This is a genomic window from Rasiella sp. SM2506 (assembly GCF_050859505.1).
In the GTDB taxonomy this organism is placed as follows: domain Bacteria; phylum Bacteroidota; class Bacteroidia; order Flavobacteriales; family Flavobacteriaceae; genus Marinirhabdus.
Map to the genome: position 1 here is coordinate 561,413 of NZ_CP193934.1, position 22,390 is coordinate 583,802.

25 protein-coding genes are annotated in these 22,390 nt (G+C 38.8%); 12 read left to right on the forward strand and 13 right to left on the reverse strand.

What is annotated here, in order from left to right:
- Nucleotides 1–57: 57 nt before the first annotated feature.
- From ACQ2HF_RS02730 to ACQ2HF_RS02745, 4 genes are all read left to right on the forward strand, one after another.
- Nucleotides 58–348: an HU family DNA-binding protein gene (locus ACQ2HF_RS02730; protein WP_115122465.1), complete on the forward strand. Its 291-nt coding sequence runs from the start codon at nt 58–60 to the stop codon at nt 346–348.
- A 314-nt stretch (nt 349–662) separates the two neighbouring features.
- Nucleotides 663–2,204, forward strand: coding sequence for an Rne/Rng family ribonuclease (locus ACQ2HF_RS02735; protein WP_432411986.1), 1,542 nt, complete (start codon nt 663–665; stop codon nt 2,202–2,204).
- A gap of 452 nt (nt 2,205–2,656) precedes the next feature.
- Nucleotides 2,657–3,142: a regulatory protein RecX gene (locus tag ACQ2HF_RS02740; RefSeq protein WP_432411987.1), complete on the forward strand. Its 486-nt coding sequence runs from the start codon at nt 2,657–2,659 to the stop codon at nt 3,140–3,142.
- A gap of 174 nt (nt 3,143–3,316) precedes the next feature.
- On the forward strand, nt 3,317–3,829 hold the full coding sequence (locus tag ACQ2HF_RS02745) for a hypothetical protein (protein ID WP_432411988.1): 513 nt from the start codon (nt 3,317–3,319) through the stop codon (nt 3,827–3,829).
- 106 nt (nt 3,830–3,935) lie between these two features.
- Here the strand turns inward: ACQ2HF_RS02745 and ACQ2HF_RS02750 are convergent, their stop codons facing one another.
- The 4 genes from ACQ2HF_RS02750 to ACQ2HF_RS02765 form a co-directional block, all read right to left on the reverse strand.
- Nucleotides 3,936–4,799 carry a cupin-like domain-containing protein gene (locus tag ACQ2HF_RS02750; RefSeq protein WP_432411989.1) on the reverse strand — a complete coding sequence of 288 codons (864 nt, stop codon included), beginning with the start codon at nt 4,797–4,799 and terminating at the stop codon, nt 3,936–3,938.
- Nucleotides 4,800–4,873: 74 nt separating this feature from the next.
- Complete coding sequence (locus ACQ2HF_RS02755) at nt 4,874–5,500, reverse strand: fibronectin type III domain-containing protein (protein WP_432411990.1); 627 nt, start codon at nt 5,498–5,500, stop codon at nt 4,874–4,876.
- A gap of 9 nt (nt 5,501–5,509) precedes the next feature.
- Nucleotides 5,510–6,601, reverse strand: coding sequence for a biotin synthase BioB (gene bioB, locus ACQ2HF_RS02760; RefSeq protein ID WP_432411991.1), 1,092 nt, complete (start codon nt 6,599–6,601; stop codon nt 5,510–5,512).
- Nucleotides 6,602–6,808: 207 nt separating this feature from the next.
- Nucleotides 6,809–7,957 carry a beta-ketoacyl synthase N-terminal-like domain-containing protein gene (locus ACQ2HF_RS02765; RefSeq protein ID WP_432411992.1) on the reverse strand — a complete coding sequence of 383 codons (1,149 nt, stop codon included), beginning with the start codon at nt 7,955–7,957 and terminating at the stop codon, nt 6,809–6,811.
- Nucleotides 7,958–8,020: 63 nt separating this feature from the next.
- Here ACQ2HF_RS02765 and ACQ2HF_RS02770 point away from each other — a divergent pair, with 63 nt between their 5' ends.
- Genes ACQ2HF_RS02770 through ACQ2HF_RS02780 form a run of 3 tightly spaced genes read left to right on the forward strand, consistent with a single transcriptional unit; the run spans nt 8,021 to nt 8,986 of the window.
- Nucleotides 8,021–8,485, forward strand: a complete 465-nt coding sequence (locus tag ACQ2HF_RS02770) for a cytochrome c oxidase assembly factor Coa1 family protein (protein ID WP_432411993.1) — start codon at nt 8,021–8,023, stop codon at nt 8,483–8,485.
- A gap of 31 nt (nt 8,486–8,516) precedes the next feature.
- Nucleotides 8,517–8,822: a type II toxin-antitoxin system ParD family antitoxin gene (locus ACQ2HF_RS02775; protein ID WP_432411994.1), complete on the forward strand. Its 306-nt coding sequence runs from the start codon at nt 8,517–8,519 to the stop codon at nt 8,820–8,822.
- Nucleotides 8,822–8,986 (forward strand): hypothetical protein, encoded by a 165-nt coding sequence (locus ACQ2HF_RS02780; RefSeq protein WP_432411995.1) that lies wholly within the window; start codon nt 8,822–8,824, stop codon nt 8,984–8,986. The genes ACQ2HF_RS02775 and ACQ2HF_RS02780 overlap by 1 nt, the downstream gene beginning before the upstream one ends.
- Before the next feature lie 39 nt (nt 8,987–9,025).
- On the opposite strand, the gene bioA is transcribed toward ACQ2HF_RS02780, so the two are convergent.
- The 3 genes from bioA to ACQ2HF_RS02795 all read right to left on the reverse strand — a co-directional run bounded on the left by bioA (nt 9,026) and on the right by ACQ2HF_RS02795 (nt 12,257).
- Nucleotides 9,026–10,291, reverse strand: coding sequence for an adenosylmethionine--8-amino-7-oxononanoate transaminase (bioA, locus tag ACQ2HF_RS02785; RefSeq protein WP_432411996.1), 1,266 nt, complete (start codon nt 10,289–10,291; stop codon nt 9,026–9,028).
- A gap of 67 nt (nt 10,292–10,358) precedes the next feature.
- Nucleotides 10,359–10,997 (reverse strand): dethiobiotin synthase, encoded by a 639-nt coding sequence (bioD, locus tag ACQ2HF_RS02790; protein ID WP_432411997.1) that lies wholly within the window; start codon nt 10,995–10,997, stop codon nt 10,359–10,361.
- A gap of 87 nt (nt 10,998–11,084) precedes the next feature.
- Nucleotides 11,085–12,257, reverse strand: a complete 1,173-nt coding sequence (locus ACQ2HF_RS02795; RefSeq protein ID WP_432411998.1) for an aminotransferase class I/II-fold pyridoxal phosphate-dependent enzyme — start codon at nt 12,255–12,257, stop codon at nt 11,085–11,087.
- Nucleotides 12,258–12,819: 562 nt separating this feature from the next.
- Between ACQ2HF_RS02795 and ACQ2HF_RS02800 the strand changes: the two genes are divergently transcribed.
- The 5 genes from ACQ2HF_RS02800 to ACQ2HF_RS02820 all read left to right on the forward strand — a co-directional run bounded on the left by ACQ2HF_RS02800 (nt 12,820) and on the right by ACQ2HF_RS02820 (nt 15,204).
- Nucleotides 12,820–13,335: a DUF2975 domain-containing protein gene (locus ACQ2HF_RS02800; RefSeq protein WP_432411999.1), complete on the forward strand. Its 516-nt coding sequence runs from the start codon at nt 12,820–12,822 to the stop codon at nt 13,333–13,335.
- Nucleotides 13,336–13,345: 10 nt separating this feature from the next.
- Nucleotides 13,346–13,849 carry a hypothetical protein gene (locus tag ACQ2HF_RS02805; protein ID WP_432412000.1) on the forward strand — a complete coding sequence of 168 codons (504 nt, stop codon included), beginning with the start codon at nt 13,346–13,348 and terminating at the stop codon, nt 13,847–13,849.
- Between the two features lie 3 nt (nt 13,850–13,852).
- Nucleotides 13,853–14,056, forward strand: a complete 204-nt coding sequence (locus tag ACQ2HF_RS02810) for a helix-turn-helix domain-containing protein (RefSeq protein ID WP_432412001.1) — start codon at nt 13,853–13,855, stop codon at nt 14,054–14,056.
- A gap of 73 nt (nt 14,057–14,129) precedes the next feature.
- Nucleotides 14,130–14,621 (forward strand): DUF2975 domain-containing protein, encoded by a 492-nt coding sequence (locus ACQ2HF_RS02815; RefSeq protein ID WP_432412002.1) that lies wholly within the window; start codon nt 14,130–14,132, stop codon nt 14,619–14,621.
- A 28-nt stretch (nt 14,622–14,649) separates the two neighbouring features.
- A complete protein-coding gene (locus tag ACQ2HF_RS02820) occupies nt 14,650–15,204 on the forward strand; it encodes a GNAT family N-acetyltransferase (RefSeq protein ID WP_432412003.1) in 555 nt (184 codons plus the stop codon).
- Between the two features lie 7 nt (nt 15,205–15,211).
- Here ACQ2HF_RS02820 and ACQ2HF_RS02825 read toward each other — a convergent pair whose 3' ends face one another.
- The 6 genes from ACQ2HF_RS02825 to glmS form a co-directional block, all read right to left on the reverse strand.
- Nucleotides 15,212–16,249 carry a hypothetical protein gene (locus ACQ2HF_RS02825; protein ID WP_432412004.1) on the reverse strand — a complete coding sequence of 346 codons (1,038 nt, stop codon included), beginning with the start codon at nt 16,247–16,249 and terminating at the stop codon, nt 15,212–15,214.
- 262 nt (nt 16,250–16,511) lie between these two features.
- Complete coding sequence (locus tag ACQ2HF_RS02830; protein ID WP_432412005.1) at nt 16,512–16,787, reverse strand: F0F1 ATP synthase subunit epsilon; 276 nt, start codon at nt 16,785–16,787, stop codon at nt 16,512–16,514.
- A 176-nt stretch (nt 16,788–16,963) separates the two neighbouring features.
- Nucleotides 16,964–18,469, reverse strand: coding sequence for a F0F1 ATP synthase subunit beta (atpD, locus tag ACQ2HF_RS02835; protein ID WP_432412006.1), 1,506 nt, complete (start codon nt 18,467–18,469; stop codon nt 16,964–16,966).
- 180 nt (nt 18,470–18,649) lie between these two features.
- The gene (locus ACQ2HF_RS02840; RefSeq protein WP_432412007.1) at nt 18,650–19,543 is read right to left on the reverse strand and encodes an aminotransferase class IV; all 894 of its coding nucleotides are present in this window, start codon (nt 19,541–19,543) and stop codon (nt 18,650–18,652) included.
- On the reverse strand, nt 19,544–20,266 hold the full coding sequence (locus ACQ2HF_RS02845) for a sulfotransferase family protein (RefSeq protein ID WP_432412008.1): 723 nt from the start codon (nt 20,264–20,266) through the stop codon (nt 19,544–19,546).
- A gap of 268 nt (nt 20,267–20,534) precedes the next feature.
- Nucleotides 20,535–22,382 (reverse strand): glutamine--fructose-6-phosphate transaminase (isomerizing), encoded by a 1,848-nt coding sequence (glmS, locus tag ACQ2HF_RS02850; RefSeq protein WP_432412009.1) that lies wholly within the window; start codon nt 22,380–22,382, stop codon nt 20,535–20,537.
- Between the last annotated feature and the right edge of the window lie 8 nt (nt 22,383–22,390).

Below are 22,390 nucleotides of genomic sequence, written 5' to 3' on the forward strand. Positions count from 1 at the left end.
GTATATTTGCCACCTCGAAAAATAAACCTAAATACCCAATTTAAAACTTATATTATAATGACGAAAGCAGATTTAGTAGCAAAAATTTCAGAAAAGCTAGGAATGGAAAAAGGAGATGTTCAAGCTACTGTAGAGAGTTTCATGAGTGAAGTTAAAAATTCACTAGAAGGTGGTGATAATGTTTACCTTCGTGGTTTTGGAAGTTTCATCATTAAAACAAGAGCCGAAAAAACTGGTAGAAATATTTCAAAAAACACTACCATTAAAATACCTGCACACAACATTCCTGCATTTAAGCCAGCTAAGGTTTTTGTAGAAGGTGTAAAAACTAATGTTGAAGTAAAATAATAACCCGTTCCTCTTTTGAGGGGCACATAAAAAACACAAGCATATGCCAAGTGGTAAAAAAAGAAAAAGACATAAGGTAGCGACGCACAAGCGTAAGAAAAGAAGACGCGCGAATCGCCATAAGAAAAAGTAGTTTTTTTAACTACTTTTTTCTTTTAAGAAAAAAACAAAAAAGTTCTTTGAAAATGAAACATAACTGCACCACACCTTAGTATAGTTATGTTTCGACGGGTAGTTCCTTATAATGGAACATTAAATCCTGTGATAAATTATTGTTTAATCCATCCGCCTTAGGCGGACTAAAATCAAAAATCGTGAGCTACGAATTATTTATTAGATCCAGTTCACAAGAAGTTGATTTTGCCCTTTTAAAAGATGGAAAACTACTCGAGTTACACAAGGAAGAGGAAAACAACAAGTTCTCTGTTGGCGATGTGTTTATTGCCAAGATACGGAAAACTGTTCCTGGGCTCAATGCAGCATTTGTAAATGTAGGCTATGAAAAAGATGGCTTTTTGCATTACCATGACCTAGGACCCAAAGTACTCTCTTTGCTGAAATTTGTAAAACGTGTAAGCACAGGTAAACTTAAAGATTATACTTTAAAGGATTTCCCATTTGAAAAAGAGATTGACAAAAATGGAGGCATTAATAACGCCCTCAAAAACAATCAATCTACCCTGGTACAGGTTGTAAAAGAACCCATATCCACTAAAGGACCACGCATAAGTAGCGAGCTTTCCATAGCTGGCCGTTATATTGTATTGGTTCCGTTTTCAGACCGTATTTCTGTTTCTCAAAAAATAGAAAGTCGTGAAGAAAAAGAAAGGCTAAAACGCTTAATCATGAGCATACGCCCTAAAGGATTTGGAGTGATTATACGAACCGTAGCAGAGGGCAAAAAAGTAGCAGAACTGGATAGAGATTTACAAAATCTCGTGGATCGCTGGACAGCGATGTGCAAAAAGCTACAAGGGGCGCACCACCCTAGCAAGGTGCTAAGTGAATTAAATAGAGGCGCATCTATTATAAGAGATGTGTTTAACGACAGTTTCAGCAATATATATATTGACGATGAAACCCTTTATTTACAGATCAAAGATTATGTGCAAGAAATTGCACCCGAGAAAGATAATATCGTAAAACTATACGACTCCAAAGTACCTATGTACGAGAAGTTTGGTATAGAAAGACAGATTAAAACCTCTTTCGGAAAAACTGTTTCTAGCAGCCGGGGTACTTATTTAGTGATAGAGCACACAGAAGCCATGCACGTAATAGACGTGAACAGTGGTAACCGAAGCAATAAAAGCACTAGCCAGGAAGGCACCGCACTAGAAGTAAATATGATTGCCGCTACCGAGGTAGCAAGACAATTACGCCTACGGGACATGGGCGGGATTATTGTGATAGACTTTATCGATATGGGTAAAGCCGAAAACAGAAAAAAACTCTATAACCACCTTCGTGATGAAATGAAGGAAGATAGAGCAAAACACAAAATCTTACCACCCAGTAAATTTGGGCTCATACAAATAACCCGCCAAAGGGTACGACCGGAAATGAATATTAAAACGCGTGAAGACGCACCCGGAAGTGAAGTTGGCGAGATTGAAGCCCCAATAAACGTAGTAAACAGAATTACCGAGGATCTGAAAAGAATCCTTAAAAAAGACTATAAAAAGATAACCTTAAACACACATCCTTTTATAGCAGCCTTTCTAGTGAAAGGTTTTCCATCTATGCGAACCAAATGGTTCATGGAGCATAAAAAATGGATAAAAGTCCAACCAAGAGATGCTTACACGTATCTTGAATATCATTTTTATGACAAAAATGGTGAAGAGATAAAATAGTTTTAAAAACCCCTTTCGATTTTTCGTTAGGGGTTTTTTGTTTTAATCCACGACTGAAGAGATTCACAGCCCAAGACTAAAATACATTCTATTCTTACGCCTTTCAGTATGCAAAATAAAGGGTTCCCGAAATAAAATCAGGAATAGCTTTTCTTCTAACTTTTATTTTTGGGGCGTTACCCTCTTCCTCCGCCTGTGGCGGATAAAAAGGGTCGGGCTTTCGGCAGTCGCTTTGCCAATGGCAATTTCAATTAAACTATTAATATAGTTCGGCAAGAGCTCCAACAAAGCCTCAATCCCTAACGCAAATAAAAACAAAAACTAAGTAGTCATTTCGAGGAAGGCACGACCGAGAAATCACACATACTTTTCTTACACAACATGAATTATAGCTTGCATTTAGCTACGAATGCGATTTCTCTTATCGTCGAAATGACTAACTTTATCAAACAATGCAAACCCACAAAACATATACCATCGAAGAAGCGAAACGCCGTTTAGAGCGCTATTGCGCTTACCAGGAGCGTTGCCATAAAGAAGTACAGAAAAAACTGCGGGAACTACGCATGATTCCAGATGCCATAGATCTTGTTATCCACCACTTACTACAACACAATTTTCTCAATGAAACCCGCTTTGCACAAGCCTTTGCCAGAGGAAAATTCCGAACCAAAAAATGGGGGCGACAGCGCATTGTGCGCGAATTAAAATTTCGGGATATTTCAAAATACAATATCACCTTAGCATTAAAGGAAATCTCAGAAAGTGACTACCAAAAAACCTTCCACGAACTCGCCGAAAAAAGATTGCGACAGTTGGAGAACGAAACCAACCTTCAGAAGAAAAAGAAAAAATTGGCAGATTACCTGTTGTATCGTGGGTGGGAATCTAGTTTGGTTTGGGAAAGAGTTCGGGAGGTCGTAAATATTGACATATAACACATACTTAACTCATTACCAGTAACTTTAAAAGTTATAAAAACACCATTTACTACGTATTTAATTTTTTGTTCCGTTTATTTTTTATAGTTTTACAAAGACTCCCCGTTACAAAAGTTTGCATTTGGCCATGTGCACTACGCCATAATTCTTTTGTTTTAACTTTTATATCGTATGAAAAATTATAAAAACATTTTACCATTTGTTGTTTTCGTTTTATTCACTTTTACGAGTTGCCAGAATGAAGAAATACAAAGTCCAGATTTAAATTCAATTGATTTGGTCACTCAAAAAAATAAGGACGCAAAAGTCATCAACCAATTGCTTGCAGACGCAGAAGTTGATTTAGAAAATCAATCACGACAATTAACAGAGTTTCAAGTCATCACTTTTGAAGTGGTTAAAAATCTTGAAACAAATGAGATTACACTACAAAACTTCAAAGAAAATAGTTTTTTCCCCATAGCTAGTAAAGAAGAGTATCAAACCCGATCAGGTGGTTATCAAGTAGATTGCGACCTTGGCGGACCTCCAAACGATTGGAGTGAAGAATGTTCTGGAAAGTGGAGCTGTGGTCAATTAATAGCAGACTGTCTGGATGAAGGTGGCTGTGCTACAATATGTGAAAGAAATCCTATTGGACAATTTGCTTCTGTTATGGTAACGTATACTCCAGTATTAAAATAAATCCCTAAGCCCATAAATTTAAGAGGCCGTCTAAAAACAATGTAGGCGGTCTTTTGTATTTTCAGCAATTTGATTTAAATTTTCTACAAATCTTTTTGAAAAGGAATTAACCAATTCCCAACTTCTTGTGGGTTTTTACTATTGCCTTTTCATTCTTTTTATCTATCCAACCCTGTCCTTGTAGACGACGCATCAAATTATCGTAATGACGCATAATAGCTATATTGTAGATGGCTCTTCCTAAGTTCTTAGGGTTGCGGGCAATAGCGCGTAGGCTCATGGAGAAGCCTGGTGTGATGTAGCGCATGTAATGCCAATACCCTTCTGGCATATACAACACTTCGCCATGCTCCAAATTACCACGGAAGCCTTTTGCTTTTTTAAGCGCAGGCCATTTTTCATAGTCCGGATTATTAAAGTCGATATCTTCCCGTACAATCAACGAATGGGGAATTTTATACAAATAATCATTCTGACTTTGATCAAACAAAATCACTTCTTTCTTTCCTTGAAAATGAAAATGAAAGATATTTGCCAAGTCAATATCGTGGTGCATAAACGTATAGCTGTCTTCGCCTCCAAAAAAGAGCATTGGTAAGCCTTTCATTAAGCTAATACCAAAATCTGGGTAGGTATAATCTTTTTGTAGTTCCGGCACTTCTTTAAGGATGTTCCAGAGGAAAATACGGTAACGGGTGGGCTCTTTTTTAAGTAGTGCTACATACTCACGCATTTTCATGGTGGCGTGAGCTTGATTAAAGCCTTCATCATGACGTACAGGACGATCGTCGTACAACGGCACGGTTATATTACCGGCTATTTTGGCCATGTAATCCAGATCCCACTTTTGCACGGCAGGCCAATCATCTACAAAATGTTCTATAATGACTGGTTTTTGGGGCTTTAAGTAATACTTACGAAAATCTTCTTTCGTAATATTCTTTACTCTATCTATTTCTTGTAGCTGCATAGTATAATAGACGAAATTACGAAACTTTACGGTAACATTCTCTTTAACAAAAAATTCAAATGCATTTTTTTCTTTTACTCTTCAATTAAAACAATGTTAGTGAGTACTGCATTGTTACTATACTTATATACTCCACAGCTGGCCCTAACAAGAACATCATAAGCAACTCCAGGCTCAATGTCTGTAAGTTTAAAAGTAGTGCTATTTGAATTTTGCCATGAAGATTCTGAAGGATTAAAAATATTTCTTCCGTAAGCGATCTCCCAGAGATTTTGGCCCATACCATCCCAGGATATCGTTACAGTACTTTCCGTCATTTCATTGATTATTAAAGATTGAGGTTGCGTACATCCTTGCCCAAATGCTAACGTTCTAAAGCCATAAGGACCTGTTAAATCACTTATGGTATTATCTCTACATACACTTTGCAAGTAGGTTTCATATTCTCCATTGGGTGCCAAATTACCAAACGAAGTCCATCCATCGAAACTAACACTAGTAGTACCAGTTTCAGGTGAAAACCCTTTTCGTCCTAAAACCACAGTAGTAGCTGCCCCCTGAGAATCCCACGTAAGAAAAACAAAATTTTCATCTATTTCTGCAATCCGAACACTTTGGGGTCCTCCACAATTGTTTTCATCATCCGAGGAACACGCGCCAAAAATTGCCATTATAATAATGGCATAGTATTTCAACTTCATAAAATAATATTACTTAGAAATAGCCTTGGATTTCGCCTCTTCATTACGTTCAATGGTATGTCCGGGACGGCTCCATTTTGGTTTTTCACCTTGCGCCTTGTATTGAGAATATTGTTCTTCTACAGTCTCGGGTTGCGCTTTTTTCACGAAGGGCTTCATAGGCTCCAGCCCTAACATCTTAAACATTTCCATATCCTCGTTCACATCAGGGTTTGGAGTAGTTAATAATTTATCCCCTGCAAAAATAGAGTTGGCACCTGCAAAGAAACACATGGCCTGGCCTTCACGACTCATCTCGGTCCTTCCTGCCGAAAGTCGTACTTGGGTATGTGGCATTACAATACGGGTCGTAGCCACCATTCGTATCATTTCCCAGATACTTACTTTTTCAATATCGCCCATTGGAGTACCTTCAACTGGCACTAAAGCATTTATGGGAGTGCTCTCAGGTTGCGGACTCAAACGAGCCAAAGCAACCAACATGCCGGCACGATCTTCAACAGCTTCTCCCATTCCTATGATGCCTCCGCTACAAACCGTTACGTTGGTTTTACGAACGTTTCCTATGGTATCTAATCTATCTTGGTAGGCACGGGTAGAAATAACATCTTTGTAATAATCTTCAGAAGTATCCAGATTGTGATTGTAGGCGTAGAGACCAGCTTCCGCCAAACGCTGGGCCTGGTTTTCGGTAATCATCCCTAGCGTGCAACACACTTCCATATCCAGTTTATTGATGGTACGCACCATTTCTAACACCTGGTCAAACTCTTTCCCGTCTTTTACATTTCGCCACGCAGCTCCCATACATACCCTTGAGCTACCGCTTGCTTTGGCTCGTAACGCTTGTGCTTTTACGTGTGGCACCGTCATTAAATCGTTTCCTTCAATATCGGTATGGTACCTCGCAGCTTGTGGACAGTAGCCACAATCTTCCGGACAGCCTCCTGTTTTAATAGAAAGCAAGGTGGAGACCTGCACTTGATTGGGGTTATGGTGCTCCCGATGTACGGTTGCTGCTTGGTACAACAATTCCATCATTGGCGTATTATAAATAGCTAGAATTTCTTCTTTGGTCCAGTTGTGTTTTATTTCGGTCATAGTCTTCAAAAATAATTAAAATCCAGTTTTGGGGTGTTCTAATTCTGAAATATTACTAACAAAGTTTTGAAATGGACTCAAGACTGAAGGGAACCACGAACCAAGACGATTTCGGCAAGAGGCCTTAGTAAAAAAGATACGATGGTAAAATTTACAGAATTCTAACCGTCGTGTGTTTTGCAGTGAGCGCAGTGAAAGGTCTTAAGTCTATTCAGGAGTAGCTAGAATAATACTAACAGCATTCCCACCAAACCCTACTGCATTCACCATCACGGTTTTTAATTTCTCTGGAAGGTGCCGTGCATTGGCAAAAAACGGATTTTCAATAAACTTATTTTTCTGCAGCATTAATACTGCCATTTCAACGCTCAACATTCCTGAAGTAGCAAACGTATGCCCCACAAGCCATTTGTTGGAGGTAAGCAAAGGAAGTTGTTTCCCAAAAACGATATTGATGGCATTCTTTTCGGCCACATCGCCTTTTACAGTTCCTGGCGCGTGTAGAATAATAGCATCCACAGTTTCTAGCTTTGCGTTTTCCATTGCCCGTCGCATCGATTTTTGGAAACAATCGGCATTTTCAGAAATAGAGCTGTTATGCTCCAAAGTCTCTGTGGCAAATCCGTAGCCAGCAATCACCGCTTGGGTTTTTGAAGAAATTCCTCTTTCCAACACCGCTACGGCAGCGCCTTCGCCCAAAACCATGGTATTTTCTTTTTTCTGAAAACGCATACTTTCGCACGCCATTCGGTGACGGGAATTGCTGTATAATTTCAACGCTTTCATTTGTGCGATGGTAAATGGAGTGAGTGCTGCCTCGCTTCCGCCTACTAAAAATGTATCTGCCATTTCAGCTTGCAACCAGGCAATCCCATTAAGCAACGCGTGCATTGCGGTAGAACACGTAACCGAATGGTCTATCGTAACCCCATCTACCTCCAACTCCTGCGCCACCCAAGAGGAAATATTCCCCAATGTTGTTGTAGGTGATGTAAAAGGAGAAACTTTGCCGTGTTGCTGAAAGTCCTGATGGTACTTTTCAAATAATCCTGTGGCTCCACGAGAAGAACCTATGTTTATACCTATGTTTTTAGACTGAAATTCAACTTTCTCCGCACACTTCTTTGCTGCTAGAATTGCCAAAAGTACCGACCGATCCAGATTTTTATAGCGATCGTTTTGTTGCTGAAGGTTTTGTAAATCGATTTCAATTTCGGCAGCAACTTTTGAAACTATGGTGCCATCCAATTCTGAAAACAACGGTATGCCATCGCGATAGTGCTGCCAAACTTTTTCAGTGGAAGCGCCAAGGGCAGAAACAGAGGCAATAGCCGATATGGAAATGGGTTGTGGCACTACATTTTATTTATGGCAAAAATAGCTGTTCTTTGTTTTGTAAGTACTCAAAAATCAAGAATAATGGAAGAAACTGTACACAAACAAAGCTGGTGGAAACGCAACTGGAAATGGGCATTGCCAACAGGCGGCTGTTTAACAATAATCGTTTTAATTGTAGCCTTTGCAGGAACATTGTTTTTTGGAATTACTTCCTTGATGGAAGATAGCGATGCCTACAAACAAGTACTATTCAACGCCAGTAAAAATCAAGAACTTATTGCTAGTATAGGCGAACCTATTACCCAAGAAGGTATCATAGGGGGAAGCATTAACAACAGCAACGGCTTTAAAACCAGTGAACTCACCATTCCCTTGAAAGGACCCAATGGAGCCGCAACAGTGCGTGTGGAAGGTAGCGGTGTGGGTGATACTTGGACCTACACAGTAATGGATGCCTATATTGAAGGAAGCGATATAATTGTTGACCTCCTACATACAGCAACTCATAATCCTGAAGAAACTCCAGAGCTTTTAATAGAAGAATAGTAAAAAACATTCTTTTTAAAAATGTTCATTTATGTCCAATATGGACATAAATGAACATTTTTTAGTATTTTTATGTAAAATTTCAGAACTCATGAACATTAGTTTTACCGAAAAGCAGGAAAAATACATACGAGACAAAGTAGCCTCAGGCGATTATAAAAATGCTAGCGAAGTGGTGCGCGAGGCTCTTCGACAACACGAAAGCGATGATGAGAAAAAATTGGCTTTGTTGCGAGCTGAAATTGAAAAAGGTTGGAACGGAGGAATTAGCAAAAAATCTATGCAAGACATTCTAAATGAAAAGCTGGAACAATATGGCGTTAAAAAAAGTAGTTAATGATTAAAAAATATGTATTAGCCGAAATAGCACAATTGGACATTGAGGAAATTTTCGACTTTACCGTTTCAGAATTTGGTATTAGCAAGGCCATTGAATATCATTTAAATTTCATCCATTTATTTGAACAACTTATTGAATTTTATACGACCACGTCAGAATAAGAAGGATTTTGCATCATAGTCAAAATTATAAAGGCAAATTTATAAAGTAGCCAACGCTTCTTCAATAGTATCATAAACTTTCTGAAGTTGTTTCTCAGTAATCACATAAGGCGGCAACACATATACCGTATTTCCCAAAGGCCGTAATGCAACTCCACGTTCCATAAAAAACTGATATAACTCGTCTCGCAAGTTTCCGTAACGCTCCATTTCCACATTCAAATCCAGGGCTAGGATTACTCCTTTGCATCGTACTTGCTTAATTTTGGAATGGTTCGCTATTTTCTCAGCAAACTGTTTATGTGAGTTTGCTATGTGTTTACGTTGCTCTAAAATTTCAGCCGAATTCAACAACGCTATTCCAGCAATAGCAGCCGCACACCCCAATGGATGCGCACTAAACGTATGCGCGTGAAAAAAACCTTTGTGAACGTCTTCGCTTAAAAAGCTGTCAAACACTTTTTGAGTACAACTGGTAATACTCAACGGAAACATCCCAGCCGTAAGTGCTTTGCTCAAACACATCATATCTGGTTTGTGTTGCAATTGGTCGCACGCAAAATTGGTTCCTGTTTTTCCAAAACCCGTCATAATTTCATCGGCAATGCACAATACTTCGGCTTCTTGGCATCTTTTGATAATGGCATCCAACCCTTCAGCCGAGTGAAATTTCATACCTGCAGCTCCTTGCGCCAACGGCTCAAAAATGAAGGCCGCACAGGAATTTTGGGTTAAAGTAGTTTCTAACTTCTGAAGTACTTCATCCAAATTATCTGCTTGCGGCGTTGGAAGACGAATCACTTTCAGTAAAAAATCTTCAAACGGACCATTGTAACTTGAAAGACCAGAAGCACTCATGGCACCAAACGTATCGCCATGGAATCCGTTTTCAAAAGCAATTAACGTGTCTCTTTTATCGCCTGCATTGTGATGGTATTGTAATGCCATTTTTATAGCTGCTTCCACGGCTGTAGAGCCATTGTCGTTAAAAAAAATCTTTTGCTGATTGCCAGGCAGGATTTCCATCAACTTTTCTGAAAGCTGTACGGCTGGCTCGTGCGTAAAACCACTAAACATTACAAAATCCAACTCCTTCATTTGGGTAGTAACAGCATCCACTAGTTGCGGATGACTATGCCCATACATGGCCGTATACCAGGAAGCAATTCCGTCTATATATTCGTTCCCAGCTTCATCCCAAAGCAATGCACCTTTCGCTTTTACAATGCCAATGGGCGGCAGAGCAGTTTTATGTTGGGTGAGCGGGTGCCAGATGTGGGCTTTATCGCGATCTGATAATTTCATTGTACAAAGTTACAGGGAATGATTGAAGATTAACGATTGTGGATTGCTGATTTTTGAAGTAAAGAAATTAGTCGTGATTCTTGGCTCCCTTAAGTCGTGGTTCCAATGTTTCAGCATATTCCTTCACCACATTTTCATCAAAATAAGGTTCTTCTTCAATTCTTCCCATGATGGACACTCTTGTCATTTTTGCAATGATACTTTCTGTGGAAGGATTTTCAGCACCACTGAATAGGATTCCAAAGATATTCAAGTTTCTTGCTTTTAAAGCTTCCACCGTGAGCAATGTATGATTGATACTCCCCAAATAATGACGAGAAATTAGTATTATTTTATCTTCTTCCTGGATAAGATCCGCAATGGTTTCTGTATCATTTAAAGGAACTAATAGTCCGCCAGCACCTTCAATAACCAAATTATTTTCTGTTACTGGGCGCTTTATTTTTTTTGCTGAAAGTTGCACACCATCCAGCTGCGCAGCCGCGTGCGGACTCATAGGCGTTTCCAAATTAAACGCCGAAGGATGAAACTTCGTCTTTTTGTTGGATACCAGTTTTTGAACTTTATGTGTATCGCTATGGTCCAATTCTCCCGCTTGGATTGGTTTCCAATAGTCGGCTTGCAGGGCTTCGGTGATAATGGCTGAAGCGATTGTTTTACCAACTTCGGTAGAGATGCCGGTGATGAAGAATGTTTGATTTTTCATAGGTCAATTTAATTTTAGCTAGGGTGTACCCTCTCCGAATTTGCCTCTTCGAGTCAAATCCACCTCTCCCAGAAAAAGGGAGAGGAGCTATACGATGGTTTTAATCAAATTCAATATTGTTTTTATATCTTCTTCCGTATTAAAACTGTGCACACAAATACGAAGTCTTTCCTGCCCTTTAGGAACGGTTGGGGAGAGAATTGGCTTTACGTCGAAGCCTTCTTTTTTTAAGGCTTCTGAAACTTTTTTTACCTGTTCATTGCCAGGAACAATGCAACTATGGATAGCTGAATTGCTTGAAATAAAGTAATCTTGAAGCTTAATCTTAATAATTTCATTTTGTACTATTGCAATATTACTATGTAACTTTTCTCTTGCTGAAGTTTTTGCAAGTTCTTCATACCCACTACAAATAGTTGCCACACTGTGCGGCGGCAATGCAGTTGTATAAACAAAGCTTCGGGCAAAGTTTACCAGATATTGTTTTAAGGCTGCACTACCCAAAATTGCCGCTCCGTGGCACCCCAAGGCTTTACCAAAAGTGATGAGTCTGGCGAACACTTCGTTTTCCAATTCCAATTCTTGTACCAATCCTTCACCGCTTTTTCCAAAAACTCCAAAAGCATGGGCTTCGTCTATCACTAAGTGACATCCCAATTTTTTTGAAAGTGCTGCCATCTTTTTTAGATCTGGTTGGTCGCCGTCCATGGAGAAAATGGATTCGGTTACTATGTACACTTCGGCTTCACTCAGTGACCGTCCCCTCTGCCCTGCGGGCATCTCCCCGAAGGGGAGAAAGCTATTTATTTTTTTTTGTAATTCTTCTAAATCATTGTGTTTAAACTTATATGCTTTGGCATCGCTCATTTTTATACCATCACGTATGGAGGCGTGGCATAATTCGTCATACAGAATAAGATCGCCACGCTGTGGGACGCTACTAAAAAAACCTATGTTGGCATCATACCCGCTATTGAAAATAAGGGCGCTTTCTACGTTGTGAAATTGGGCAATTTGCTGTTCGGCTAGTGCATACAACTTATGATTTCCTGAAAGTAATCTTGAACCTGTTGCCCCGTTTTGTTGCAACTTATACTCCTTTAAAATTTCCGAAGTACGATTAAGAATAGCCAGAGAGGTGCTGAAACCTAAATAATCATTAGAAGAAAAATCTATCAAATTAGTAGTAGTTCCCAAACTACGCAGGGAATTGTTGGTAGCACGTTTTTCTAGTTTTCTTTGGAGCTTTTTGGGTAGCATGGGGCAAAGATAAGGAAGGAGTTAATACATTGAAAATAGCTATAAGCCGTTTGTCTTCAGAAAAATTTCAAATCTCTTATATAAAGATGTAATCGTTATAGTATTTGTTTCTGTTTTTTGACTTCTAAAAAGTCAAAATAGTTGCCCATTGTAAAAGAAACAGTACTAGAATTGTAATTGCGGTACTGGTATACACTACGCCTTGCCAATAAAAAAGTCTCGTCCCCCATTGTTTCCACAACTTTTCACCATACTCTTTTTTGAAATGACCACTAGTAAGGCGCCAAAACAGAAAAGCGATTGTCAAAAATAGCGTTATAGCTAGTGCCCAAAATTTTATCATTTTCAAATTTTTGGTTTCTATATTTTTTTATGAGTGCTCATTGGTTCTACCGTGCAATGTATGATTTAAAACCTATTCACTTCATTTTTTTGAGTACTGTTTCTGGGAATTTTGATATCGCTAAGTCACTCTTCCATAAAACAAATATTTCAAAAAATTAAATTTAATTATTGTTTTTCAATAATTTTTATATATTTGTTATCGTTAAACAATAATTATATGAAAACAAATCTGCTGCTTAAAAACTTGATTGATATACTTTTCATCTTGATGGTGCCTGGAATTTTTGGGTTTTTAATAATTCTTCCTTTTGGGATGTTCAATACCACCATTGGCAATATTGAAGTAAACGGTTATGAGGAGGTTATGAATTTGCCCACCTTTTATTGGGTCGCTGTAATCGTGGGAATACTCACCTATGGTATGATGCTTTTTGCGCTGTGGTTTTTAAAGAAATCAGCTCGGTATTTTATGGACAATAATTTATTAAAGGAAGCTGTAAGCCTTAATCTTAGTAAAAGTGGTCTCTTTTTTATTCTTACCGCCGTTGGTGCTTTGGGAAGTTATATTGCCATTTGGATTGCAAGTTTTGACGGGGCAGGAGTATCGCTTCAGTATGGAGACACTATTTTTATACCCTTATTTTTAGCTATTATTGGTTTGTTCTTTAAGATGATTTCTAACGCGCTTACCAATGCCAGATTATTAAAAGAAGAAAACGATTTAACCATATAACTAACTTGCTATGAAAAATAATGCTACCGTTGTTGCTCTTTTGTTGATCGTGCTTTTCTTTATGCTTATCTGGCCATTTTCAATGTACTTTTCAGGGCTTCCAACACTTTCCGTATTTGACAAGACTCACTTTATAGAAGGCAAGGTATATTCAAGCATTTGGATTAATGCAGTGCTGCTAAATAACATCATCTTAAGTCTTGTAATTACTATCACTGGCATTCTTCTACTTATGGCTTTCAGGAAATGGAATACTATAAAACACTACGATGTTTCCATTATCAAAAAACTAGATGTTTGCGCCTATCTTTTTATTACTGAAGGGATACTAACACTATTTCTTTCGCTTAGAGTTCCAAGGCAAGACTTTACCAAAACCGACATGTTTAACGCCCTTCATTTAGATTTTTTACACGGCACATTTCTATTGGTTATAGGACTCCTATTTGCACTCATAACTGCCATACTTACCAACGCCAAACTTGTAAAGGACGAAAACGATTTAACCATATAACTTATGCCTATTCAAATAAATCTAGATACCATTTTGGCCCAACGAGATATGAAAGGCAAGGAGCTGGCAGAAATCGTAGGCATTACCGAAGCCAACTTATCTATTCTCCGTTCGGGCAAGGCAAAAGCGGTTCGCTTTAGCACCCTGGAAGCCATTTGCGAGGCGTTGGAGTGTCAGCCGGGGGATATTTTAGAATACATTACCTAAATCCCTAAGGAGGGAAATCTTAACCTAATAACATTACAGTATGAAAACAAACACATCACAAATACTATCCTTCATGAAAATACTCTTTTGGATCGTTTTTATTGGCCTGCTTATCCAAGCGGGAGCATTGCTCACTACCTATTGTATGAGTCTTTTTAATCCAGAAGTTTCCAAAGATTTGTATCTGGGACTGGATCTTTTTGCTTTGCAGGAATGGAGCACGTATCAGTACACCAATCATGTTTCGTTTTTGGCGGCGTTCTTATTGATTAAAGCGTATATCGCCTATTTAGTCATTACGGTTTTTTCAAAGATTAATCTTAACAGTCCGTTTAGTGAAGTGGTTTCGGAGCATCTTTCGAAAATTAGTTATGTTGCCTTAACAGCAGGCTTTTTAGCAATCATTGCACAAGGGCACACCAAATGGTTGGCAAAATCTGGAATGGAATTAAGCCAAGATTGGGGTAGCGGGGAGTTTTTATTCCTCGCAGGAATCATTTTTATTATGGCACAAGTATTTAAAAAAGGTATTGAACTACAAACCGAAAATGAATTGACTATTTAACTATCTTAGAGGGTAAATTCATTGCAACATGATTACCTACACACGTTCTACTTCCGAAGAAGAATTAAAGCAAGTTTTGCAGTTGCAACAACGCAATCTCCCCGTTTCCGTTTCCGAAGCAGATCAAAAAACCGAAGGCTTTGTAACCGTAGTTCACGATTTGGAACTCCTGAAAGCCATGCACGACACATGCCCGCATATTTTAGCCAAAGATGGGGATACGGTTGTAGGATACGCGCTAAGCATGCATCCCGATTTTGGGGAGCGTATTGAGGTTTTGAAGCCTATGTTTGAGCAGATAAATACTATCTTGAACTCACCTCAACCGATGCCGCAACAGCTACGGCATGACTTTGTGGTGATGGGGCAGATATGTGTTGACAAAGCTTATAGAAAGCAAGGAATCTTCAGGAATCTGTATACAACTATGCGAGTACAATTGTTACCGCCTTTTTCAGCCATTATAACGGAAGTAGATGCTAAAAATGAACGCTCTCTGAATGCTCATTATGCCGTTGGGTTTGAAGAGTTGGGGAATTATACTGCTGGTGGGCAGGAATGGGTGTTGCTTTCCTTAAAGTAGTAGGATCTTAAGCCATCTCAACCCATTTTGAATTATGAGGGTCGCTAGCATCCAACAAATCAATTTCTAGTTTTTTAGCTAGTTTTTCACCTATTGCTAGTGCATTTGCAAAGTCGTTACTTCCCGAGATATTAATTCGTTTATTGGTATTATACCATAGATTTATTTGAAACTGCCCTTCTATTTTCTGATATACTGAAATATAATCCAGCTGAGCCAATTGTCGCCACTTCCCCCATTTTATAGGGCCAATGTTATGGATTATCCTAAATTGATTGTTTTCCAGATCGAAAAGATAATCATTAACCATTGAAAATCGAACTCCTGTTGCCATCAACATCACCAATAGTTCGATACTATTCACGATTGATCTCAATCGTTGATTTAATAATTCAATTTCCAAAAAAACCATATACAAAATCACAAAGGACAACGTAAAGCAAGCTCCTGCGATAACAGTATGCCAAAATGGCCTATTCCCCTGTGTGAAATATGCGTCTACTTTAGTTTTCTCTTTGGAAATAAATGCTGTACTAATATCCCCTACAACAAACTGCTGATTGGTCATTCCGTTATGAAATTCAATATCAAGCTGTTTTGCAAGATGAGTAGCACGTTTAATGGCGGCTTTGCTATCGAAACATGAGTCAATAAAGAAGTGCTTGTTGGAATCGTACCATAAGTTTATTTCAAAATTAGTTTCGGGGTTTTCAAAAACTGAAACGTATTCTAAATTTTGAAACCGTTTCCAGCTGCCAAAGCCTATTATTCCGACCCTTTTGACAATTTTATAGCGTCTATTCTTAAAATCGAAGTGATAATCGCGCACCATTCCAAAGACAGTTCCAAGAATAATAAAAAGCATGGCCGCAAAAGGCCATCCCAAGATTACTTCAATAGTACTTACATCGCTTTTAGTGTTTAGCACTTCGTAACCATCCCATAAGATGACTAAGGCTATACAAAAACAGACGAAAGGAAATAGTAATTTGTACCAGGCCTTTTTACCTCGTACTATTGTTATATTGGTTTCATTGGTTAACATACGCAAGTATACAAAAATCTAGTAAGTATGCGCTCGTTGTGTGACCGCTACTTGGGTCAAGGGGAATGGAAATAAAAAATCTCAAACTCGCCCCTCTACCCTGCGGGCATCTCCCCTAAAAGGGAGACTATTCTTTAAACAAAAAACACCCCGTTAAGGGTGTTCTATTTTTAAATATTGCAATTTGTTTATTTTATATCACTTTAAAAGCTAGCTGAGCGATATAGAAAATGCGGTAAGCATTTTATAAACTGTATTGGAACTAGTCTGCGAGTACGATTACTTTATTGTCGCTACACTCTACAGTTCCGCCTTTTATCTGCATGGTCCATTTCCCATCTTTTTGGATGAAGTTTTTGGCATGTGCTTCGGCGATGGTTGGGTTTCCTTTAAAACGTACTTCACCTGCTACCAATAAAGAAACAATAGCAGCGTGGTTGTTTAACATCTGAAACTCACCGTCCATTCCTGGCACCGTTACACTTTCTACTTCACCGCTTACCAAAGAAGCTTCTGGGGTTACTATTTCGAGGTACATAATTAACTTTATTTTTCTTTTCCACGAAGGTGGAAAACTATATTCTTATTAAATGAAGTGACAACTTGTCCCCTCTCCGCCGCGGCGGATCTCCCCGAAGGGGAGAATTATTCATCTTTTCAATTAAAATTGTATCACTATTCACTGGCTACTGCTCACTGAATACTGGCTACTGATTACGCTTCCGCTAGCATTTTCTCTCCAGCCTCGATTGCTTCTTCAATAGAACCTTTCAAGTTGAAAGCTGCTTCCGGCAGGTGATCTAACTCACCGTCCATAATCATATTAAAACCTTTAATGGTTTCTTTAATATCTACCAATACTCCTGGGATTCCTGTAAACTGTTCTGCCACGTGGAAAGGTTGTGATAAAAAACGTTGTACACGACGTGCACGGTTTACGGCCATTTTATCTTCTTCAGATAATTCTTCCATCCCTAGAATAGCAATAATATCCTGTAATTCTTTATAGCGCTGTAACAACTCTTTTACACGTTGTGCACAGTCGTAATGCTCATCACCTAAGATGGCAGCTGTTAAAATTCTAGACGTTGAATCTAGTGGATCTACCGCTGGGTAAATACCTAGCTCTGCAATTTTTCTTGAAAGTACCGTTGTTGCATCCAGGTGAGCAAACGTTGTTGCTGGTGCTGGATCGGTAAGGTCATCTGCAGGTACGTAAACCGCTTGTACAGATGTAATAGACCCTCTTTTAGTAGAAGTAATACGTTCCTGCATCGCACCCATCTCGGTAGCTAATGTTGGTTGGTATCCTACTGCAGATGGCATACGACCTAGAAGTGCCGATACCTCAGAACCTGCTTGTGTAAAACGGAAAATGTTATCTACGAAGAAAAGTACATCTTTTCCTTGTCCATCCCCTGCTCCATCACGGAAGTATTCTGCTATGGTTAAACCAGACAAGGCAACACGTGCACGAGCTCCAGGTGGTTCGTTCATTTGTCCAAATACAAACGTTGCTTTCGATTCTCTCATCTTCATCTTGTCTACTTTAGACAAGTCCCATCCGCCTGCTTCCATGGAGTGCATAAAATCATCACCGTATTTAATAATACCAGATTCTAGCATCTCTCTTAAAAGGTCATTTCCTTCACGTGTACGTTCCCCTACTCCTGCGAATACTGAAAGTCCACCGTGACCTTTTGCAATGTTGTTAATCAATTCCTGGATCAATACTGTTTTTCCTACACCAGCACCACCAAAAAGACCAATTTTACCACCTTTTGCATACGGCTCAATAAGGTCAATTACCTTAATCCCTGTAAAAAGTACTTCAGACGAAGTTGAAAGATCTTCAAATTTTGGAGCTTCACGGTGAATTGGCAATCCGTTCTCTCCCTCTTTCGGAAGATCACCAAGACCATCAATAGCATCACCAATCACGTTAAAAAGACGCCCGTAAACATCTTCACCAATAGGCATTTGAATAGGAGATCCTGTTGACACAGCGTCCACACCTCGACTTAAACCATCGGTAGAGTCCATAGAGATGGTACGTACCGTGTTTTCACCAACGTGAGATTGTACTTCAAGAATCAATTTATTTCCGTGGTTATCTACTAAAAGACTGTCGTAAATATTTGGAAGTTCAGCTCCGTTCGCAAACTCAACGTCTACTACTGGGCCAATAATCTGTGCAACTTTTCCTGTAACTTGTGCCATTGTTAACTGTATCTGTTTTAGTTATATACGGGTGTACAAAACACCCCTTTTTTCAACGGTGCAAAGATAGTTTTTTCTTGGTTAATATTACAACGGATTTTTACTAAAAATTTTACACCTTCTTTAAATAGGGGTTCGGAAGGCTTGTTAAGATGCTCACGAGAATCATTAGAAGGGTATTTACAGAGGCTCGCAATAGTTTCTTATATTTTTTTTGAATAGTTCCAGCAACTTCCCCATTAATAGATCTTCTTTTTCAATCTCTCGTCCATCAATTTCAACAACTGGAGTTAACTCGCCCATCGTTCCTGTAGCAAAAACACCGTCTGCATTGTATAGTTGTGAGAGTGTAATGTCTTGCTCTAGAATTTCTAGGTTGTTTTTTTGGCAGAGTTCTATAACTGTAGCCCTGGTAATGCCCGGTAAGCAGGCGTGGGCATAAGGTGTAAACACTTTTCCATCTTTAACCATAAAGAGGTTACTTCCATTAAGTTCGGCTACAAAGCCGCGATCGTCTAGCATGAGACCCGCGTCTTTTCCTGCTACATTTGCCTGTATTTTTGCAATAATATTATTCAATAAATTATTGTGATGAATTTTACTATCTAAAAACTGTGGCGAATTGCGACGCTGACTTGTACTTAGTACTTTTATCCCACTGCTATTATCGTACACCAACGGCTTCCACTCTGCTAGTACTATTAAACAACTCCCATCCTGGTTAAGTCTTGGGTCCATCCCACTGGTTATTTTTTCTCCCCTGGTAAGCGTAAGCCTAATATGAGTTTCATTGTTCATCCCATTGGCATCCAATGTCATTTTAATCGCTTTTTTAATTTCAGCCTTACTGGGAATAGCTACAAACGCGAGTGTTTTAGCACTTTCGTGTAAACGCGTTAAATGTTTTTCTAAACATACAATACCTTCAGGATAGACCCGCAATCCTTCCCAAACTGCATCGCCGCCTTGCACCGAACTATCAAAAACCGAAACCTTGGCTTCGTTTCTAGGATACAAACCATCTTTCACATACACCTGGATGTTTTCGTTCTTAGGATTTCGTTTCTGTAGCATTTAGTTGTTTTTTAAAATATGATTCTTTAATATAGCATAATAGTGCTGCGCTTCATCAAGTACTGGTTGTAATCTTTTTGGCATTTGCTGGCCACTACTTTTTTGAATAGCGAAACCTTCGGAGTTGTGCACATTTTTATACCAGTGTTTCGCCCAAATACCATCTTCAAGTATACCTCCTTTTTTCCAGCGAAGCATTTTTTCAGTAAAAGAAATTTCTAACAATTCACATATTTTTTTTAAATATGCTGGAGGGTCTTTTAATAATTCGTCGCTATCTATTACCAGTGGTGTTTTTCCTTTAGCATCCAGATACGTAAATAGTTCCGAAGCTTTTTTAATCCCTATGTCTTTTATGGTAGGGGTTTCGATCACTTTTGAAAACGAAGCCAGCAAGTTTTCAGGATGACGTATTAGAATAATGTTATTCCATTTCAGAATAAAATCTGGCGTATCACTTAAATAATGATGCGCCATTCCTTTTATAAAAACATATTTGTCTTCTGAAATTTTATGGATGTTCTCAACAATTTTCACTTCATCCCGTTCCATTGTAGCACAAATTTTTTTTTCTGAAGGATGGGTAACAGCGGCATTTCCGTTTAAAAGATAATGGGCATAAAAAGGCTCATCTAAAACAGCGGTGTTTTCACGTTGCGCAAAACTGTACATAAGCGCTGTGGAGAGGTTTCTAGGGCCTGAAATTAGGTTGATTACTTTCACGGACTAAAAATAGGATTTATTCTTTGGAGCCAGGGTAGGTGTTCAAAAAATTATACAGAAAGTAGAAAAAATTCAGGAAAAACAGAAGAAAAAAGCCAATCTCTTTTTTCATTGAAACTACTAGGCGACTTCAAGGGTACATGGTACCCTGCCTGAATATGACATACGAACTGTCTTTCGGGCTAAAATAATTAAAAAAATTGTTTTCTGAAATCAACCCGAACGTATTATTTAGGCACGAGCAGAAGGTGATAGTTAGTAGTGTTACTTATTCTACAGTGACAGATTTTGCTAGGTTACGTGGCTGATCCACGTTTCTTTCTAGCATTACTGCAATGTGATAGGATAGTAATTGTAATGGAACGGTAGTAACTAAAGGACTCAAACTCTCCGGGGTTTTTGGAACCTCCATAATATAATCTGCCAGCTCTTTTACTTGTGTATCCCCTTCGGTGACTACAGCGATTATTTTTCCTTTTCGGGCTTTTATTTCTTCGATATTACTCACCACTTTTTCGTAATGGTTGCTATTTACAGCAATCACAACTACGGGCATTTGTTCATCGATTAAGGCGATAGGACCGTGTTTCATTTCGGCAGCTGGGTAGCCCTCGGCATGAATATATGAAATCTCTTTAAGCTTTAAAGCTCCTTCCAGTGCTACCGGGAAGTTGTAACCTCTTCCTAGATATAAGAAATTGGAAGCATCTTTAAATTTTGCTGCTATTTCTTTTATTTTTTCATCACTTTTTAAGGCTTCTGCTACTTTTCCGGGAATAGTATGCAGCTCTTGCAAATACTCCATGTAATCACGTTGTGACACAGTGCCTTTTGCTTTGGCCAAGCGTAGGGCCATCATGGTAAGTACGGTGATTTGTGTAGTAAAAGCTTTGGTAGATGCTACCCCAATCTCTGGACCTGCGTGGGTATAGGTACCACTATGGGTTTCTCTAGAAATGGTAGACCCTACTACATTACAAACTCCGTATACAAAGGCTCCTTTTTCTTTTGCCAATTTTATAGCAGCCAATGTATCTGCAGTTTCCCCACTTTGAGAAATAGCAATAACTACATCTTTTTCGGTAATAATTGGATTTCGGTATCTAAATTCTGAAGCATATTCTACCTCAACCGGGATGCGGGCAAGGTCTTCAAAAATATATTCGGCTACTAATCCTGCGTGCCACGAAGTTCCGCAGGCTACAATTATAATTCTATCGGCATTGGTGAACTTTTGGATATAATCTTCCAGCCCTCCTAATTTTACAATTCCTTGGTCTGCTAAGAGACGCCCGCGATAGGTATCTTTAATTACAGAAGGTTGCTCGTATATTTCCTTAAGCATAAAGTGGTCGTAGCCACCTTTTTCAATCTGCTCTATATTTAACTGAAGTTCCTGTATCATAGGCGCTACTTCATAATCGCCTTTAATCTTACGCACTTTTACCTCACGTCCACGACGAATAATTGCCATCTCTTCATCTTCGAGATAAATAGCATTGTTGGTAAATTCAATAAATGGTGTGGCATCACTCGCTACAAAAAACTCATCCTCCCCTATACCAATAGCTAGTGGGCTTCCTAATTTTGCAACTACAATTTCGTCTGGCTTATTTCTATCAAACAAAGCAATAGCATACGCACCTACTACCTGGTTTAAAGCTATTTGCACAGCTTTCCCAAGCTTTACCTTTTCTTTTTTCTTAACTTCTTCAATTAAATTTACTAATACTTCAGTATCTGTATCGCTATTAAAGTGATACCCCCGATTAATGAGCTCTTTTTTTATAGAGGCGTAATTTTCGATAATCCCATTATGGATAATTACCAAATCACCACTATTGCTGTAATGTGGATGTGAGTTTACATCGTTAGGAACTCCGTGGGTAGCCCAACGTGTGTGTCCTATTCCAAGACTTCCTTTGGTATCAATCTTTTTTGCTACGCGTTTTTCGAGATCGGCAACCTTACCCTTTGTTTTGCAAAGTTGTATTTGAGTGCCATCATACAATGCAATTCCTGCACTGTCATACCCTCTATATTCTAAACGTCTTAAACCGTTTATTATAATAGGATATGCCTCTCTTTTACCAATATAGCCTACAATGCCGCACATAAAAAAAT

Excerpts from the sequence above, each read along its gene's own strand:
- ACQ2HF_RS02730 (WP_115122465.1), top strand. The coding sequence starts at position 58 with ATGACGAAAGCAGATTTAGTAGCAAAAATTTCAGAAAAGCTAGGAATG.
- ACQ2HF_RS02740 (WP_432411987.1), top strand. The coding sequence starts at position 2,657 with ATGCAAACCCACAAAACATATACCATCGAAGAAGCGAAACGCCGTTTA.
- ACQ2HF_RS02745 (WP_432411988.1), top strand. The coding sequence starts at position 3,317 with ATGAAAAATTATAAAAACATTTTACCATTTGTTGTTTTCGTTTTATTC.
- ACQ2HF_RS02750 (WP_432411989.1), bottom strand. The coding sequence starts at position 4,799 with ATGCAGCTACAAGAAATAGATAGAGTAAAGAATATTACGAAAGAAGAT.
- ACQ2HF_RS02755 (WP_432411990.1), bottom strand. The coding sequence starts at position 5,500 with ATGAAGTTGAAATACTATGCCATTATTATAATGGCAATTTTTGGCGCG.
- bioB (WP_432411991.1), bottom strand. The coding sequence starts at position 6,601 with ATGACCGAAATAAAACACAACTGGACCAAAGAAGAAATTCTAGCTATT.
- ACQ2HF_RS02770 (WP_432411993.1), top strand. The coding sequence starts at position 8,021 with ATGGAAGAAACTGTACACAAACAAAGCTGGTGGAAACGCAACTGGAAA.
- ACQ2HF_RS02775 (WP_432411994.1), top strand. The coding sequence starts at position 8,517 with ATGTCCAATATGGACATAAATGAACATTTTTTAGTATTTTTATGTAAA.
- ACQ2HF_RS02780 (WP_432411995.1), top strand. The coding sequence starts at position 8,822 with ATGATTAAAAAATATGTATTAGCCGAAATAGCACAATTGGACATTGAG.
- bioA (WP_432411996.1), bottom strand. The coding sequence starts at position 10,291 with ATGAAATTATCAGATCGCGATAAAGCCCACATCTGGCACCCGCTCACC.
- bioD (WP_432411997.1), bottom strand. The coding sequence starts at position 10,997 with ATGAAAAATCAAACATTCTTCATCACCGGCATCTCTACCGAAGTTGGT.
- ACQ2HF_RS02795 (WP_432411998.1), bottom strand. The coding sequence starts at position 12,257 with ATGCTACCCAAAAAGCTCCAAAGAAAACTAGAAAAACGTGCTACCAAC.
- ACQ2HF_RS02800 (WP_432411999.1), top strand. The coding sequence starts at position 12,820 with ATGAAAACAAATCTGCTGCTTAAAAACTTGATTGATATACTTTTCATC.
- ACQ2HF_RS02805 (WP_432412000.1), top strand. The coding sequence starts at position 13,346 with ATGAAAAATAATGCTACCGTTGTTGCTCTTTTGTTGATCGTGCTTTTC.
- ACQ2HF_RS02810 (WP_432412001.1), top strand. The coding sequence starts at position 13,853 with ATGCCTATTCAAATAAATCTAGATACCATTTTGGCCCAACGAGATATG.
- ACQ2HF_RS02815 (WP_432412002.1), top strand. The coding sequence starts at position 14,130 with ATGAAAATACTCTTTTGGATCGTTTTTATTGGCCTGCTTATCCAAGCG.
- ACQ2HF_RS02820 (WP_432412003.1), top strand. The coding sequence starts at position 14,650 with ATGATTACCTACACACGTTCTACTTCCGAAGAAGAATTAAAGCAAGTT.
- ACQ2HF_RS02825 (WP_432412004.1), bottom strand. The coding sequence starts at position 16,249 with ATGTTAACCAATGAAACCAATATAACAATAGTACGAGGTAAAAAGGCC.
- ACQ2HF_RS02830 (WP_432412005.1), bottom strand. The coding sequence starts at position 16,787 with ATGTACCTCGAAATAGTAACCCCAGAAGCTTCTTTGGTAAGCGGTGAA.
- atpD (WP_432412006.1), bottom strand. The coding sequence starts at position 18,469 with ATGGCACAAGTTACAGGAAAAGTTGCACAGATTATTGGCCCAGTAGTA.
- ACQ2HF_RS02840 (WP_432412007.1), bottom strand. The coding sequence starts at position 19,543 with ATGCTACAGAAACGAAATCCTAAGAACGAAAACATCCAGGTGTATGTG.
- glmS (WP_432412009.1), bottom strand. The coding sequence starts at position 22,382 with ATGTGCGGCATTGTAGGCTATATTGGTAAAAGAGAGGCATATCCTATT.